This is a genomic window from Flavobacterium cutihirudinis, assembly GCF_003385895.1.
Taxonomy (GTDB): Bacteria; Bacteroidota; Bacteroidia; order Flavobacteriales; family Flavobacteriaceae; genus Flavobacterium; species Flavobacterium cutihirudinis.
This window is the reverse complement of record NZ_QRDQ01000007.1, coordinates 624,869-643,766: the sequence shown is the minus strand read 5'-3', so window position 1 is coordinate 643,766 and position 18,898 is coordinate 624,869. Positions and strand designations below refer to the sequence as shown.

Genomic DNA, 18,898 nt, shown 5'->3' with positions numbered 1-18,898 from the left:
ACTTAATTAGTTAACTCAAAACTAACTTTCTTGTCGGCAGCTGAATTTCCTCCAACGAAAACTTCAAACTGTCCAGGTTCTGCTACAAATTGTAAGTCAGAATTATAAAATTTTAAATCTTCAACAGTAATGTCAAAACTTACTGTTTGTTTTTCACCTTTTTTAAGTGTTATTTTATGAAAACCTTTCAATTCTCTAACTGGTCTTGTTACAGAACCAACTAAATCTCTAATATATAATTGAACCGTTTCTTTTCCGTCAAAATTTCCTGTGTTCGCTACATCAACTGTTACTTTTACTTTTCCAGTCGCGTTCATTTTATCCGAAGAAATTTTAATATTTGAATAATCGAAAGTTGTATAGCTTAAACCAAATCCGAATGGAAATAAAGGCTCGTTTCTTTCGTCAATATAGTTTGATCTGAATTTTTCGAATTTTCCTTCTGTATTAGAAAGTGGTCTTCCTGTATTTTTGTGTGCGTAGTAAATTGGCAATTGACCAACACTTCTTGGGAAAGTTGAAGTCAATTTTCCAGAAGGGTTTACATCTCCAAATAGTACATCAGCAATAGCATAACCCGCTTCTGTACCCGCAAACCAAGCATTTAAAATGGCAGGCACTGTTTTTTCTTCATCAGTAATTACTAATGGACGTCCGTCAAATAAAACCAAAACAACTGGTTTTCCTGTTTTCAATAAAGCATTCAATAAATCTTTTTGAGCTTGTGGAATTTCCAAGTTTGTACGGCTGCTTGATTCACCACTCATTTCTGCAGATTCTCCTAAAGCCGCCACAATTACATCTGACTGCTCAGCCACTTTCAAAGCTTCTGCTAATAATTCTTCTTTTGTACGAGCATCACGGTGTAACGTTTTACCGAACATTGTAGCATTAGTTTCAAAAGTTTCATCGTAATCTAAATTGCTTCCTTTTGCATATAAAACTTTCGTTCCAGCTCCAGCAACTTCTTTAATTCCTCTTAATAATGAAACAGCATTTTCCATTTTTGTAGCCACACTCCAAGTTCCTGGCATGTTTTCTTTAGCATCTGCCAATGGTCCGATTAAACCAATTGTACCTGATTTTTTAAGTGGTAATAATTGGTTTTGGTTTTTCAACAATACCAATGATTGTGATGCGATTTGACGTGCTTCTTTTCTGCTGTCTGTTGTGAAGATTTCAGTTTTAGCTCTTTTCTCATCACAATATTTGTATGGATCCTGGAATAATCCTAAATCGTATTTTGCTTCTAAAATAAGTTTTACAGCATTATCGATTGTTTCGATTTTTACTTTTCCTTCGTCTAAAGATTTTTTCAAAGTTCCTAAGAAACCTTCTCCAACCATATCCATTTCAACTCCTGCATTTAATGCTAAAGCAGAAACTTGTTGTAAATCTCCCATTCCGTGCGGAATCATTTCAGGAATTCCAGTAAAATCGGTTACTACAAATCCTTTGAAACCCCATTGTTTTCTTAAAACATCTGTCATTAACCATTTGTTTCCCGTTGCTGGAATTCCGTCAACTTCGTTAAAAGATGCCATAACCGAACCTACGCCAGCGTCAACTGCCGCTTTGTATGGAGGAAAATAGTCATTAAACATTCTAATGTGGCTCATATCTACGGTGTTGTAATCACGTCCGCCTTCTGGAGCTCCATATAATGCGAAGTGTTTTACGCAAGCTAAAATTGAGTTGTTTTTTGAAAGATCATGCTGCTGGTAACCGTTTACCATTGCTTTTGCAATTTGGCTTCCTAAGTACGGATCTTCTCCTGAACCTTCAGAAACTCTTCCCCAACGAGGATCACGAGAAATATCAACCATTGGAGAAAATGTCCAGTTGATTCCATCTGCACTTGCTTCTTTAGCAGCAATTTGAGCACTTCTTTCAATTAAAGCCATATCCCAAGTACAAGATAATCCTAATGGAATTGGGAATGTTGTTTCGTAACCATGAATAACGTCCATACCAAAAAGCAACGGAATCTTTAAACGGCTTTTTTCAACAGCAATTTTCTGTACTTCTTTAATTTTTTGAACTGATTTAATGTTGAACAAACCGCCCACTTTACCTTCAGCAATATTTTTTGCCACATTTGAGCTGTTTGCCTGCCCTGTGGTAATATCACCAGATGTCGGCAAGTTTAACTGACCCAATTTCTCGTCTAAAGTCATTTTTGACATTAACTCTGCTACAAATTCAGACTTTGGTTTAATTTTTACTGTATTTTTAGCAGGCTTCTTTTGAGCGTAACCCAAAACAGCACATCCTAAAAAAAGCAAGACTAATTTGTTTTTCATTCTAATTTATTTATTTGTTTGTATTCGTTTTTTTCTGCTGAAACATCCAGTCATAGATTTCCTGATTATCATAAACTCTTGTCCAGCTGTTGTGGTTTGCATCGTCAAAAATGGTCAGCTTTACATCTTTTGCATTGCATTTTTTTAATTCTTTGTAAATCGTGATCGCATAGTTCACGTTTACTATATCATCTAATAACCCGTGGTAAATTCTGGTTGGAATATTGGCTATTTCACAAGCGTGCTCTAACTGAATTAAATCTACAAAACCAGCGACAGGTACGTTAGCTGCAAATAGATCCGGATGTGCAAAAGCCAAATTCCAAGAAGCCCAACCTCCTGAGCTCAAACCAGTAACATATATTCTTTCTGAATCGATTTTGTTTTCTTTCTGAATTTTTACAATGAGCTGATAAATCGATTCAATATCCCAATTTTCATTCTCTTTACACTGTGGAGCCAGAACGTAAGCATCTAATTGATGTGTTTTTAAATACTGTAAGGGACCATGAATTTTTACTTTTTCAATATCAGTTCCTTTTTCACCATCTCCAGAAAGAAAAACTATTAAAGGTTTTTTCTCTTTTGTATTTGCCGGTTTATGCAGTACATAACCAAGTTCATACTTCGACATTATAACGGTATTAATTTTTCCGGTTGTTTCACTTTGGCTAAAGCCTAAAAAGGAAACTAAAAGAGATAAAAAAGCTAATTTATATTTCATGTTATTTTTTAGATCCCGTATTTTCCAGATTTAAATCCAAGTTTTGTTAGACCTTGTTTTACTTCTGGTGCATTCATAAACAATTTCCACAATAATCCTGTTCTATAATTTTCGATCATTACAACTTCAGGACCTTGATCTATTGCTAAATATCGTTTTGCTACCCATTTATTTCCTAAACTTAATGCATCATAAAAACCTGCATCTCCCCAAGTTTCTTCGTTATGATTTTCATATAAATTGCGGATAAAAGCCATCGATTCTTTTGGAGTATAGACAATTGAACTGATTGCAGCGGTTGGAGAAACTACACCTTGATCATTGCTTGGCATGTGTGCGTTATAACCAATTGAACCATCAGGATTTCTTGAATATGATGCTGTTAAACCCCAATATTCAGGACCATATCCTGCATTTTTATTTGGATTTTCTACACAATAATCATAATTGATTTTGGTTTGATTTACATTCAAATCCCAATAATTAGCGTATTTATCACTCAATTGATTTGGATCTAAACCGACATAAGAATAATGCGCCCAAAATAAAGGCCCACCAAATTCTTCTGCTCCATTATGCTTTAAAATAAGTGGAATATTATATTTTGTTTTTGAAGAAACAATTCCACCATTTCTAGCCCAGCCCTCATGATATACTTTAGCGTCAATTGTATGCGTTGGCGAAGATGCTGCCATTACATAAGTAATCAAACATTCATTATATCCCTGTAAAGCAAAGTTCATTTGCCAATCATAAGTTGGTGACCAGTGCCAATACAAAACGTTTTTATTGTTAGTGTACCATTGCCAGTCCACACCTTGCCATAGTGCATCATATTTTTGAGCTACTGCTTTTTCTTTTTCAGAACCGTCTTTTAGATATTCACGAACGGTAATCATTCCTGCAACCAAAAATGAAGTTTCAACTAAATCTCCACCATTATCTTTGGTTCCAAAAGGCTTTACTTTTCCTGTATTTCCATCAATCCAATGTGACCATGCACCGTGAAAACGATCTGCTTTACCTAAAAAATATGCAATTTTGTTAAGTCTATCTACTCCTTGTTCTTTAGTAATATATCCTTGAGACATTCCTGAAACAAGAGCCATTAATCCAAAACCTGAACCACCTGTAGTTACAATATTGGAATCATTTTCTGGATAATTTCCGTCTGGATGATAACGTTCCCTCGCCAATCCAGAATTAGGTTCTGCGTAATCCCAGAAATATTTAAACGTTTGTTTTTGAACAGCATCTAAAAGCTGTTCATCAGTTAATGTAGCAACGCCAGAACTATTTTCTACCGTATTTCCTTTTAACTTATCAGCACTAGATCCACAACTAAAGAAAGTAAAAGCTAAAAATAAAACTGAAATTCTAACCATTATAAAAATTTAAGATTTTGAAAATAATCACTTCCTTCAGTTTCCTGAAGGAAGTGATTTTTAAGATTTTGATTAATATCCACCTGGATTTTGGTCAGAAAGTCCATTCGCTTCTCTTAAGAATGAAGTTGGTATAGGCCATAACTCATGTTTTCCAACAATAAAAGTTTTGCCATCTGCTGCCATTGCTGCTTCAGCTTGTCCTGTTCTAACAATATCAAACCATCTGTCATGCTCAAAAGCAAATTCTAATCTTCTTTCTTTATAGATTGCTTTTCTAATATCACTTTGCGAAGTGAAAGGAGTATTTCCTAAACCTGCTCTTTTACGAATCTGATTTACTAAAGGAATCGCTGCTGATGTGTCTCCTAATTCATTTAAGGCTTCAGCTTTCATTAAGATAACTTCGGCATATCTTAAATATCTAAGATTTGTATCTGTAAATTCTTGATTATAAAAAGATGATGAATATGCTTTATAATTATATCTTGGGTTTGCTACAGTTGATGCTACTTCTCTACCATCATACAATGTTGAACCTCTGAAAATAATTGTAGCAGCTCTTCTAACATCTCCTGCCTCATATGCATCTGCTAAACCTTTAGTTGGTGTATTGAATCCCCAACCCCAACCTCCAGCTCCACGAGGTGCTTGAGAAACAGTATAATTTCCAATTCCGAATCCAGGGCTAGAAGTTGAACCTACTCCGTTTATTTCGAAAATAGATTCTGGACCAAATTCTCCTTCTTTTTTATACTGTAAAGCATAATCAGAAACTAAAGAATAACCTGTTACTTTATCACAATTGTCAATTACTTTTTGCCAGTTTTTTTGGTATAGATTTACTTTTGCTAATAAAGCATATGCAGCTCCTTTAGAAGCTCTTACAACATCTGCTCCAGTATATGCTGATTTTACAGGTAGAGCCGCAATAGCATCATTTAAATCTTGTTCTATAAAGGCATAAACTTCAGCCACTGACTTACGTGTCAATTGCATTTTTCTATCTTCTTCAGAAATTGGAACGGTAGCCAAATGATCTATGATTGGAACTCCGCCATACCCTTTTACTAAAGTAAAATACATGAAAGCTCTCATGAATTTTGTTTCTCCAACTAATCTTGCTTTTAAATCAGGTGATGCTTTATCTAATTTAGGGAACATTGCTAATGCTTGATTACATCTGTTAATTCCTGCATAATTTGCATTCCAAGTAGATTCAAATGATGCTGTTGAAGCATTATATGTCAATGCATCAACAATATCTTTATCTCCCCCTGTATCTCCTGGATCTGATCCTTTATCAGCATCATCTGAGATTATACTTGAGACTGCATTCCATCCAAAAGAAGACATTTCCCATCCTAAAAATTGATTGTAAATTGCAGTAACAAAGCCTTTAGCTCCATCATCACTATTTACCAAATTTGGATCAGCTGGAATAGCTTCTGTTGGTTCTACATCTAAAAAATCATTTGAACATCCAGATAAGAATAATCCAGAAAGTACAAACATTGATATATATATTCTTTTCATGATATTAAAATTTTAAATTTGCACCTACAACAAATGATCTCAATGAAGGGTAAGCATCTAGCTCAACACCCTGAGTACCTTCAACTAACTTACCATCAGAAACTACATCTGGTGAGAATCCAGAGAATTTTTGTGTAATAAATGGGTTAATTGCATTTACATATAATCTACAATAGCTAATAAAGTTGTTTTCTCTTAATGGAAGTTTATATCCTAAAGTGATGTTATTGATTCTAAAGAAGTCCGCAGATTCTAAATAATATGTTGAAGCATAAGGAACTAAATTAGAAGGTGCTGGAATTGAAGATGTAGTATTCGTTGGTGTCCAAAAACCATTAGCCATAGAAGCTTCTACATTTTCTCCTCCAAATCTTTGTGCTTTTTTTCCATTATAAACTTTTGCTCCTCCTGTTCCATAACCATCAACAGAGAAATCAATGTTTTTGTAAGTTAATCCTAAAGTAACTCCATAATTAGACGTTGGTAAAAGAGAACCTACGTATTTTTTATCTTTAAGTTCGTCTAATCCTGATTGAGCAACCTTAGACCCATCTGCTTTGTAGTATAACATTTGACCATTTGTTGGATCAACTCCTGCATATTCATACATGAAAAAACTACCTAACGGTTGTCCTACAGAAGTATTATCAAGAATTTTAGTGTTTTGACCATTTCCTAAACTTCCTCCAATAATTGGATTTAACTGAACGTTTTTAAGACTTGTAAGTTCATTTTTATTGTGAGAAAAATTTCCTCCCACCCAGTAACTTAAATTGTCAGTTATTTTATCATCCCAACGTAAAGCAATTTCATAACCTTTATTAGATACTTCTCCAACATGTGCTGGTGTAGCTACCGTAATTCCAGAAGTTGAATATGGTTTAACATTCAAAATTGTATTTGTTGTATTTTTATCATACACATCAAATGATCCTTTTAATCTGCTATCCAGCACTTCAAAATCAAAACCTCCTGAAAGTTCTTCAACAATTTCCCAAGATAAATTAGGATCTACTTGCGAATTAATTGTAGTACCAGAACCTAATCCAGAATAATCAAGTCCTGAAGTTAATAGCTGAGTATTAAGAGGTACATTTTGATTTCCTAATCTACCCCAAGAACCTCTAATTTTTAATAGATTAATTGGCTCTACATTACTCAAAAAACTTTCTTTTGAAACTATCCATCCTAAACCAACAGATGGAAATGTTCCCCAACGTTTGTCTTCAGCAAATTGAGATGAACCATCACGTCTTACAGTACCTGTTACCAAATATCTGTCTAGCAATTTATATTGAAAACGTGCAAAATAAGATGCTAATCTTCTTTGATTAAGAGCCTCGTCTTTAAAACCTGTAACAGTACCTGCAACATTAACATCTTTTAAAGACCAGTAATTTGAGTTCGCATTTACATTCTTTCTGTCAATAGTTAACTTCTCTCTGGTTCCTTGAACATTTGCTTCAATACCTGCTGTAACTTCAACGTCGTGAATTTCTGCAAAAAGTTTATTGTATGTAAGATAGTTAGATAAATTCCAATTAAAATATTCGTCTCTACCTCTTGTCAAAGTGTTTATGTTCAAATCGCCAGGATACTTTGATACTACACGAGTAGGATCTGCTGACAACCAAAGAGCCTGATTATCTACATAATTATATTGCTTGTAGTTATAATATTCTCCGTTAAATTGTGAAGTAAATTTTAAAGATTTAATAATATCATAATCTAATTTCAATCCACCTTGCAACATAACAGTTTGCTGCTGTTCATTTGTATAATCTAATTGAGCTACAGGATTTCCAACATTGTTAAAAGATGTACCACTTTCAGCAACAATTCCATTAGAAACAAATGGCACACCGTATTTACCATCAGCATAACGAACAGGAACTAGAGGAGATTGTCTGTAAGCATTAGTAAATGCACTTAAAGGCATTGGTGTATTTTTTATACTACTTACGCTTAAATTTTGAGTTATTTTTACCTTATCAGAAAGTTTAAACTCATTATTATTTCTAATCGTTGTACGACCGTAATCAGATCCGTTTAAAATTCCTTTTTCTTCATAATTTCCAACACTAAAAAAATATTTTACATTTTCTGAAGATCCTGAAATCGCAATATTATTCTGAGTATAAGATCCTGTTCTTGTGATTGCATCTAGCCAATCAGTATTGTATGGCTGATTTGCAGAAAATCTTCCTTGAGGAAAATCGTTGATGTAAGCGGCGTTGCTGTAACGAACATACTCATCAGCATTTGCCATTTTTACAGTTTTTAAAGGACTTCTAACCCCTGCAAAGCTTTCTACATCTACAGTAAGTTTTCCTTTACCAGCTTTGGTTGTAATCATAATTACACCATTTGCACCTCTTGTACCATAAATAGCTAATGACGAAGCGTCTTTTAAAATTTCATAAGACGTAATATCATTAGTATTAATATTATTGATATTTTCAGTAGGCATACCATCTACAACATATAAAGGATTTCTTCCTCCTAATGCAGTACCTGCTCCCCTAATTACAACTGAAGGCGTGCTTCCTGGTGCATCTGAAGTAGAAACCTGAACTCCGGCAGCTTTACCTTGTATAGCTTGCGAAGCGTTTAAAACCTTCATTTTGGTAATTTCTTCTGACTTAATTGAGCTTACAGCCGAAGTATTATCAATTTTCTTTCTTGTACCGTAACCAATTACCAGTACTTCTTTTAAAGCAGTATCACCTGCCTCCTTTAAAGTAATTGTCATTGGTGCGGCAGTTGCCGGTACAGAAACTGCATCAAAACCTAACATAGAAACTTTTAAGATGTCTCCAGGTTTTGCATTAATTGTGAAGTTTCCGTCGAAATCTGCGTCAGCAGTCGCCCTCGCATCAGATGAAGCAATTATTGCTCCAGGAATACCCATTCCGCTGCTGTCCACTACTTTTCCTTTAATTGCTTGTGCTTGCCCCATCATGTAGGTAGGCAGCAACAAGAGTGCTAAAAAGCTAAAAATAAAATTTTTCATACAGTACGTAATCGTTTAAGTTAGTAGAGCCAAATTAAACAATTACAACGTTGTAGTACATCAGTTTGCACTACTACATAGCTACATCATTGTGTTAAAAAACATTCGTATAGTACTAAAAATCAATACCCTATTTGTTAATTTATTTTCGTTAACATTACCTTATGATGTAGTAATGATGTATTAGAATTATATAAAAAAAGAAGTAAAAAAATAGAATATGTATAAAATTCAAAAGCAAATCTTACACAGTTAATAAAAATTTTGATAGGTTTTCTTCTTGCGAAAGGTTTAGCTTCTTTCTTAATCGATATCTGTGTAATTCTACACCTCTGAAAGAGATGTTCATCATAGGCGCAATTTCCTTTGAAGAAAGGTTCATTTTAAGATAAACACACAGTTTTATATCCTTTGGAGTAAGATTTGGAAACTTCTTGGACAAATTAATTATAAACTCATTGTGAATCTGATTCAGATTGGTTTCAAAAATCTCCCATTCATGTTTGTTTACCTCATTAATTTTAATGACTTTTTTGATTTCACTCTTCAATTTATTGAAGTCTTTTTCAGAATCTAGAATATTCTGAATATTATCAATCATTTCGCTTTGTTTGGCAATAGATAGAGATTTTCCGGCAACTTCTGAAGATTTAGTTTGCAACTCGAGTTCCAGAATGTGTTTTTCATATTCCTGAAGGTTTAGTTCATTTTCTTTTTTGAGTTCCATTTCAAGAATTTCACGCTGATGCTTTAATTCTTCTCCTTGCAATTTAAGTTTTTGGGTATAACGCAACTTATTCCATTTATAATAGAAAAAGAGGATTGCTCCTATTAGCAACAAATAAAGTATAATCATCCAAAATGAAAAATACCACGGCTGAGAAACCTTGAAGTCAAAACTGGATACTTCTTCATAACTGGCACCGTCATGCTTAAATATAATTATAGAATGAGAACCACTGCTTAAATTGTTCAGTACTATTTTTCCATTCGAAATTGGAATAAATTTTTTCTCTCTGTTAATCTGATAAAACAAATTAGGCTTACTTGCTCCATATATACCGGAAATAACATTTATCGTAAGTTCCGTATTGTGTTTAATTTTCCCGCCATCTTCCAATAAAGATTCATCATTGTAAGCTTCGACCTTTACGCCTTTATTTTGTTTGTTTTGATATCCTAATTGAAGCGAAATAAACCCATCATCCAAATTCATCAAATAATGGTTATTACTTTTAAAAATTCGAAGATTTTCATTAATCAACTTTCCTTTGTAATATTTCTCCTGAATAATGTTCCATAAAAACTTATTTCCATCTGCATAAATATGATATAAAATACCATCCTGCAATACAATAAAATGATTTTCATCGATTGCTACAACATCCGAAATATTTTTGAAATTACTGTTGAACAATTCATTTTCCTCCAATTTATTGGAGATAGAATTGAAGGTATACCAAACATTATTTATTAAAAAAAGAATTTCTTCTCTGAATTCAAAAATCTTAACGCCAAAGTCATTTTTAATCTTACTTTGTTGTGTTATATTTTCAACATTTAAAGTATTGTAATTTTCGTCAAAAAGTACACGATACAAACCACGATAATTATCTGCTGCCCAAATCTCATTTCTTTTATTTTGAGCGACATATTTAATTGGTTTGGTAAGATCTTTAAATTCTTTACTTTTAGCTAAATCAGAAATATCACTATAAACTAAAACACCGCTGTAAGTCGACTGAAAATAGGTGTCATTTATAATACTTTTAGATAAATTCCATCCGCCGCTTACATTATTAACTTTAGTTAAAGCCCCATTTTCATAGCAAAAAGTTCCGTCGTTGTGGCCTATTAGATATTTATTTCCAATTTTCGTAATATTCCAACCTTGCCCTTGTGTATTGGGTAACAATTTAAAAATACCCGAATCAAATTCGAAAATACCATGATTTGAAGCAATTAAATAACCCTTTGCCGTTGTAGCAACAGAATAAACAGAACCTAAAATACCGGAGTTATCATAAAAAAATGAAATTGGCGAATTAACCTCAACATGAGCAATTCCGTTATCAAGGCCAAGCCACAAATCACCTTCTTTATCAAAACCAATGGTTAAAACAGAATTGTTCATTAGAACATTATTTCTATCAATGTTCTTATACGTATTAGTTTTGAAATCGAATATAAAAACACCTTTATTTCCCGTTCCTACAACAAGTTTGTCATTTTTAATAAATTTTGCGACATTAATTCCGTTAGATTTCAGAGTTTCATTTAGCGGATTATCCCAAGCTTTAAGTCCATTTTTTTCAATAGTAAAAATTCCTCTTTTTTGTGTAAAAATATATGCTTTGTCTTTGTACTTTTCAATAGCATGTACAACCGTATTTTTAAGAATATCCCATCCTTTTGGATTTGAAATTCTAGATCCATTCATTCTAAAAATACCTTTATTTACCGAAGCAACATAGAGATTTTTATCTACAACGAAACAATAAGAAATCAAAAATGGAAATTTGATTTTCTTAATTTGTTTTCCATCATAAATAAATACATCATTAAAGGATTGAAAATACAATGCGCCATTATACCTGAAAATTTTCCAGATTTCTTCATTATCTTTTTCGTCAAATAATCTTAGATTTTTGGTAATGGAAACATAATACATCTTACCATTTTTTCTATGCCAATATCCAAATTCTTTATATGACCCTGAATAAATGCGGTCGCCCTCAATTAAGATAGAACGAATAATCGTTTTATTAGGTAAAAAATATTTTTCCCAAACTACACCATCATATCTTAAAAGATAATGATTATTGGCAAAATACATTGCTTTATCTCTTCCTTGGGCGATGTTCCAGATTTGGTTATCTCCTTGATAATCTGATTTATTGTAGTTTTCAACGAAAGGAAGTAATTCTTGTGCCTGAAGTTGCGAAGCGATGAAAAAGAAGAAAAGAAATTTATATAGTATCGTTTTCAAAATATTCGTTTTTATAGTCAAAGATAATGACAAATATTGATTTATATAACGTAAAAAAGCTTCTCAATTGAGAAGCTTTTATGTTGTTTAATTTTAAAAATTAGTTTTGAAGTAAGTTATAAACCTGATTGGCAATTTCATATTCTTCATCTGTTGGAACTACCAAAACTTTGGCTCTTGAATCAGCTTTATTGATTTCCCTCACTTCTTTTGATCGAATTTGATTTTTTTCTGCATCAATTTCAATTCCAAAATAATCCATATCCGTACAAACCAATTGGCGCATATAAGACGAATTCTCGCCAATTCCGGCTGTAAATACTATAGCATCTAATCCATTTAATGCCGCGGCATAAGCTCCTATCGTTTTTTTAATCCTGTATGCATTCATTAAAAGCGCTAATTGACAATCTTTATTTCCTTTTGCGGCTTCTGCCTCAATGTCTCTAAGATCACTATAGCCAGTAAGACCAAGCATTCCGCTTTGTTTCAATAAAATAGCATTTACTTCGTCTGGAGTATAATTTAGATTTTTAATCATATAAAATATCACAGACTGATCAATGTCACCGGCGCGGGTTCCCATAATCAAACCGTTTGATGGAGAAAATCCCATAGTAGTATCAATACATTTTCCGTTTTGAATAGCAGCCATACTACAACCATTTCCTAAATGGATTGTAATAATTTTTGAATTCTTTTCTAAATTAGCAATTGCTTTTTCAGAAACGTATTTATGACTAGTTCCGTGAAAACCATACACACGAACTTTATTTTCTGTCAAAAGATAATTCGGAATCGCATATTTATAAGCTACTTCCGGCATAGTTTGGTGAAAAGCAGTATCAAAAACAGCAATTTGTTCGGCAGAACTAAAGATTTCCTCAGCCACAATAATTCCTTCTAAATTAGCCGGATTATGAAGCGGAGCCAATTCGAAAAGCTGTTTAATTTTCTGTTTTACTTTATCATTAATCTTCACAGTATCGCTAAACTCACTACCACCATGCACGACGCGATGACCGACAGCCGCAATCTCTGAAGTTGATTTTATTACGCCTTTTTCTGCATCTAAAAGCATATTTGCCACTTTTTGCAAACCTACTTTGTGAGTTGGAATAGGAAGCGATTCTTCTATTGAATTTGATGCTGTTTTAAAGGTTACGTTTGAAGTTTCTAAACCAATTCTGTCAATCATACCAGAACAAATTACTTCGTTTTCCGGCATAACCATTAATTGATATTTAATAGATGAACTTCCTGAGTTTATAATTAATATTTTCATTTTTTTTAAGTTGCTAAGTTTCTAAGTCATTAAGATGCTGAGTCTTTTTTTAAGACTTAATTTTTAATCGTGAATTTAGATTGAAATAAAAACATTTTTCAAGAAACGGTAAAATTTACAATTCGCAATTAACTACAATCCTTGCGCTTGAATAGCGGTAATTACAACCGTATTTATAATATCGTCTACAGTACAACCTCGGCTTAAATCGTTTACAGGCTTATTTAGACCTTGAAGCATTGGACCGATTGCCAAAGCTCCAGTTTCTCTCTGAACCGCTTTATAAGTATTGTTTCCTGTATTTAAATCAGGGAAGATCAATACACTTGCCTGCCCAGCTACTTCAGAATCTGGCATTTTGCTTTTTCCAACTGCACGATCTACCGCTGCGTCATATTGAATTGGTCCTTCAATTTTTAAATCTGGACGTTTTTGTTTTACGATTTCGGTAGCCGTTCTAACTTTGTCTACTTCATCTCCTTTTCCTGATGCTCCGGATGAATAAGAAAGCATCGCAATTTTTGGTTCAATTCCGAAAGCTGAGCTCGATTCTGCTGACGAAATCGCAATTTCTGCCAATTGCTCCGCTGTTGGATTTGGATTAATAGCACAATCGCCAAAAACAGAAACTCGATCTTCCAAACACATAAAGAATACAGAAGAAACTACAGAAGAGTTTGGTTTTGTTTTAATGAATTGCAAAGCAGGTAAAATCGTATGTTGTGTAGTATGTGCTGCGCCGGAAACCATTCCATCGGCATGTCCTTTGTAAACCATCATAGTTCCAAAATACGATACGTCTTCCATTAAATCTCTTGCCATCGTAATACTAATGTTTTTAGCTTTTCGAAGCTCATAATAGGTATTAGCATAATCCTCGAACAGTTCGGATTCTTTTGGGTTGATAATTTTTACTTTTGAGAAATCGAATGTAAGTCCAAGTTCGGCAACTTTGTTTTCAATTTGTTTTTTATCGCCAATAATAGAAATATCGACCACATCCATATCTTGCAATCTTGAAGCTGCCATAATAATTCTGTCATCATTTCCTTCCGGCAGAACAATATGTTTACGATGTTGCTTAGCTCTTTTAACCATATTGTACTGAAACATCTTTGGCGTCATACCTTCTGCCTCAAAAGTGATTACTCGTTGCGATAACGATTCAATATCAACATATTTTTCAAAAGTATTTATCGATGTTTCTATTTTATGCGTATTGTTAGCATAAATTTCGGATTTAATTGAGCCTATTTTATTTGTAATATTATAAGTTCCTCCATCAACAGCAATAATAGGAACAATGGCAGAAAGTCCTTCTATAAGTTTCAAAATACTTTCTTCAGGAACAATATTCCCTGTCAGGATAATTCCTGAGATCGTCGGATAATTTGCTGATTCGTTGGCCTGTAAAGCACCCAAAATAATATCAGAACGGTCTCCTGGCGTTATTACAAGTGCGTTGTCATGCAAATGAACTAAGTAATTATGCAATTGCATTGCTCCAACGCTGTAATGCCCAATTTCGTTATTCAGATAATTTTCTCCAAACAATACTTTGGCATCCAATTCGTTTACAATTTCCTGCATTGTTGGATTATTCAAACTTGAAATCAACGGAATTGTATTCACTAACACACTTGGCGGAAGGCTTTTCTGAAGACTTTTAGTTACCAATTCAATATTTTCCGGTTGCACTTTATTCGCAAAAACCGATAAAACTTCAACTTCTTTTATTTTAAAAGAATCATAAACCAAATACAAGCTGTCTACAAGTTCTTCTAATGTTTTTCCAACTCCTGAGCCAATTATAATAGTCGGAATTCCGAGATTTTTTGCAATCAGAACATTTAAGTCCAATTCGATCGAAGTTCCTTCGCCAGCAAAACTTGTTCCTTCAACCAATACAAAATCAAGACGTTCTTCGAGCTTTTTATATTTTTCAATTATTAAATCTAAAACTTCCCCTATTTTACCTTTGTTTTTCTTCTTGATTAATTGACTTTTCGTAATTGCATAAGCATCTTCAAACTTAATATCGAGGTTAAAATGCGACAAAACCGTTTCGATGTGGTTGTCTTGCTCGCCATCAACGAAATCTTCAATTATAGGTCGGAAATACCCAACTTTGGCGGTTTTACCAATCAAAATACTCATTAAACCGAGTGTAATAATCGATTTTCCGCTGTTTTGATCACTGGTTGCTATATATATTGCTTTACTCATGATTCATGTTTTAAATATCAACAATTTTATATTTAGTATATTTTTTCTACAATTTGTAAACTTTTAAAACCAACGCCTTTTTTTGAAATATATAATTAAGGCTATAACCAATAAAAACATGCTACCCATTACAATGAAATAGCCGTTTTTTTCGCGAAGTTCAGGCATATATTCGAAATTCATTCCATAGACTCCAACAATAAAAGTAAGTGGAATAAATATGGCTGAAATTATAGTTAGTGTTTTCATAATCTCATTCATTTTCCGGCTTTGCTCCGAAAAATAAAAGTTAGAAGCGCTTTCTAGTGAACTCATATCGGATTCAATTTGCTCCAAAAGTTCCAAACTCTTTTGATGCAGTCTGATGAAGAAATTAAAAGTATCTTTTTGAATTAAACCATTTGTTTCGTCGTCTTTGATCGTTTTGAGATAGTATAACGAATCGCGGAGCGGCACTATCGAACGTTTTAAAAAATTAAAGTTATCGCGGTGGTTTTCAATTTTTTCCAAAATAACAGGATCAGCTCCCTTTTTAGTCAAATTAATAAGTTCCTCAATGTTATTCTCCTCATCTTCTATCGTAATGTAAAAATTCTCCATTACAGCATCTAATAATAAATAAAGAAGATAATCTACTTTTTTTGTTCTTACAATTCCAGCATGTGTACGAAGACGTTCGCGAACATGTGTAAAGAAATCGCTTCGTTTTTCCTGAAATGAAATCAAAATTCCGTCTTTCAAAATAAAACTAAGCTGCTCCACTTTCAAATCATCTGAAGATTCTGAGGGCAAAAGTGATTTTATATTGAAAAATAAAACGCCTTGCTGTTCTTCTAATTTCGTTCTTTTGGTGGTATTTAAGATATCTGCCAGTAAAAAATCGTCTAGTGCAAAATGCGCTCCGATTGTTTTAATAAGAGTAATATCATTTAAGCCATGAATATTAAGCCAATTGTTTTTTGAATAGTCAAAACAAGAATTTAAGGCTAAAGGATTAAACTTCTCATATTCTGTAATCTCAGTATCATTATATACAAAAAGCTGCATCTCTGTTTGAAAATCTTTGTGAGATCCAGTATACTCTAAACTAGTATGCTGCAGTTTGCGCCCTTTCTTGTATTTTATCTTTCTCATTCATGAAAATTTACAATAGTAATATTACGAAAAAGAATTTGAATGGGAAATGACAATTATCATTTTATGAAGACCTCTAAAAAAGACGCACTGCAGTGCACCTCTACCTAAATTATAGGCATAAAAAAAACCGAGCCATTTCTGACTCGGTTTTAATATTCAATTGCAAAGTCGCACTGCAGTGCGTCTCTACGGAGTAAATTATTTTACCTCTTCGAATTCAACGTCTTCTACGTTGTCTCCAGAAGACTGCTCTTGTTGTGGAGCAGCTTGTTGTCCTTCACCTCCTTGAGCGTACATTGCTTCTGTAGCTGTTTTCCAAGCTGCATTTACATTGTCTAATCCTTTTTGGATTGCGTCAAGATCTTGAGATTGGTGAGCCATTCTCAATTCAGTTAAAGCGTATTCGATAGCTGTTTTTTGATCGTCTGTCAATTTATCTCCTAACTCTTTCAATTGAGATTCAGTTTGGAAAATAGTACTGTCAGCTTCGTTCAATTTCTCAGCTCTTTCTTTTGCAATTCTGTCAGCATCAGCGTTAGCTTCTGCATCTTTTTTCATTTTTTCGATTTCTTCAGCTGTTAAACCAGAAGAAGCTTCGATACGGATATCGTGAGATTTTCCAGTTCCTTTGTCAGTTGCAGAAACTTTGATGATACCATTAGCATCGATATCGAAAGTTACTTCGATTTGAGGAACTCCTCTTGGTGCTGGTGGAATACCATCTAAGTGGAAACGACCGATAGTTTTGTTATCAGCAGCCATTGCTCTTTCTCCTTGTAATACGTGGATTTCAACAGATGGTTGAGAATCAGCAGCAGTAGAGAATACTTGAGATTTTTTAGTTGGGATAGTTGTGTTAGACTCGATTAATTTAGTCAATACACCACCCATAGTTTCGATACCTAAAGAAAGAGGTGTTACGTCAAGTAACAATACATCTTTTACATCTCCAGATAAAACTCCACCTTGAATAGCAGCTCCAATAGCAACAACCTCATCAGGGTTAACACCTTTAGATGCTTTTTTACCGAAGAATTTTTCAACTTCGTCAGCGATTCTTGGCATACGAGTAGAACCTCCAACAAGGATTACTTCGTCGATATCAGATGTAGATAAACCTGCATCTTTTAATGCTTTAGCAACTGGCTCCATAGAACGTTTTACTAAAGTATCAGATAATTGCTCAAATTTAGCTCTAGATAATTTTTTCACTAAGTGTTTTGGTCCAGAAGCAGTAGCAGTTACGTATGGTAAGTTGATTTCTGTTTCAGCAGAAGATGATAATTCAATCTTAGCTTTCTCAGCAGCTTCTTTCAAACGCTGTAATGACATTGGATCTAAACGTAAATCAATTCCTTCTTCAGATTTGAATTCGTCAGCTAACCAGTCAATAATAACTTGGTCAAAATCATCACCACCTAAGTGAGTATCACCATTTGTAGATAATACTTCAAATACACCGTCTCCTAATTCAAGAACAGAGATATCAAAAGTACCTCCACCTAAATCGTAAACAGCAATTTTTTGATCAGTTCCTTTTTTATCTAATCCGTAAGCAAGTGCAGCAGCAGTTGGCTCGTTGATGATACGCATAACTTTAAGACCAGCGATTTCACCAGCTTCTTTAGTAGCTTGACGTTGCGCATCGTTAAAGTAAGCAGGAACAGTAATAACCGCTTCAGTTACAGTTTGACCTAAATAGTCTTCAGCAGTTTTTTTCATTTTTTGAAGTGTCATTGCAGACAATTCTTGAGCAGTGTATAAACGACCGTCAATATCCACACGTGGAGTATTGTTGTCACCTTTTACAACACTGTAAGGAACTCTTTTTGCCTCATCTTGAGTTTCAGCAAAAGTGTGTCCCATAAAACGTTTAATAGAAGCAATCGTTTTTGTAGGATTCGTTACTGCTTGTCTTTTTGCAGGATCACCTACTTTAATTTCTCCACCTTCAACAAAAGCGATGATAGATGGTGTAGTTCTTTTTCCTTCTGCGTTAGGGATAACAACTGCTTCGTTACCTTCCATTACAGAAACACAAGAGTTCGTCGTACCTAAGTCAATTCCGATTATTTTACCCATTTTTTATATATTTAATTTTTGATTTAATTTTATTAACTCAGGTGGCATAAGTCAATCTTTGTGCCAATATAAAAAACTAAATAAAATTGTCAGTTTTGCCGTCAGAACCTTAAAAATCATCTGACAACATGACATTTTTAAAACATGACAAACGTGGCATAACTATATTTTAGCTGTCATTACCAACTCATTAATACAAATCATTTCTTATTTTTTTC

10 protein-coding genes are annotated in these 18,898 nt (G+C 33.6%); all 10 read right to left on the bottom strand.

Translation table 11 applies throughout. The features are described from left to right. Window positions 1–2 precede the first annotated feature (2 nt). Window positions 3–2,303: a beta-glucosidase BglX gene (bglX, locus tag BD847_RS02780; RefSeq protein WP_115886732.1), complete on the bottom strand. Its 2,301-nt coding sequence runs from the start codon at window positions 2,301–2,303 to the stop codon at window positions 3–5. A gap of 10 nt (window positions 2,304–2,313) precedes the next feature. After that, window positions 2,314–3,027 (bottom strand): carboxylesterase family protein, encoded by a 714-nt coding sequence (locus BD847_RS02775; protein WP_115886731.1) that lies wholly within the window; start codon window positions 3,025–3,027, stop codon window positions 2,314–2,316. A gap of 8 nt (window positions 3,028–3,035) precedes the next feature. Beyond that, window positions 3,036–4,412 (bottom strand): glucoamylase family protein, encoded by a 1,377-nt coding sequence (locus tag BD847_RS02770; protein WP_115886730.1) that lies wholly within the window; start codon window positions 4,410–4,412, stop codon window positions 3,036–3,038. A gap of 72 nt (window positions 4,413–4,484) precedes the next feature. Continuing rightward, window positions 4,485–5,948, bottom strand: coding sequence for a RagB/SusD family nutrient uptake outer membrane protein (locus BD847_RS02765; protein WP_115886729.1), 1,464 nt, complete (start codon window positions 5,946–5,948; stop codon window positions 4,485–4,487). 4 nt (window positions 5,949–5,952) lie between these two features. Then, entirely contained in the window at window positions 5,953–8,961 is a 3,009-nt protein-coding gene (locus tag BD847_RS02760) for a SusC/RagA family TonB-linked outer membrane protein (RefSeq protein ID WP_115886728.1), read from the bottom strand. Between the two features lie 244 nt (window positions 8,962–9,205). After that, window positions 9,206–11,950 carry a helix-turn-helix and ligand-binding sensor domain-containing protein gene (locus tag BD847_RS02755; RefSeq protein ID WP_115887329.1) on the bottom strand — a complete coding sequence of 915 codons (2,745 nt, stop codon included), beginning with the start codon at window positions 11,948–11,950 and terminating at the stop codon, window positions 9,206–9,208. A 100-nt stretch (window positions 11,951–12,050) separates the two neighbouring features. Beyond that, window positions 12,051–13,235, bottom strand: coding sequence for an acetate/propionate family kinase (locus tag BD847_RS02750; RefSeq protein ID WP_115886727.1), 1,185 nt, complete (start codon window positions 13,233–13,235; stop codon window positions 12,051–12,053). Window positions 13,236–13,367: 132 nt separating this feature from the next. After that, window positions 13,368–15,461, bottom strand: a complete 2,094-nt coding sequence (gene pta / locus BD847_RS02745; RefSeq protein WP_115886726.1) for a phosphate acetyltransferase — start codon at window positions 15,459–15,461, stop codon at window positions 13,368–13,370. Between the two features lie 63 nt (window positions 15,462–15,524). Beyond that, the gene (gene corA, locus BD847_RS02740) at window positions 15,525–16,595 is read right to left on the bottom strand and encodes a magnesium/cobalt transporter CorA (protein WP_115886725.1); all 1,071 of its coding nucleotides are present in this window, start codon (window positions 16,593–16,595) and stop codon (window positions 15,525–15,527) included. A 201-nt stretch (window positions 16,596–16,796) separates the two neighbouring features. Further along, window positions 16,797–18,680, bottom strand: a complete 1,884-nt coding sequence (gene dnaK / locus BD847_RS02735; protein ID WP_115886724.1) for a molecular chaperone DnaK — start codon at window positions 18,678–18,680, stop codon at window positions 16,797–16,799. Window positions 18,681–18,898 lie beyond the last annotated feature (218 nt).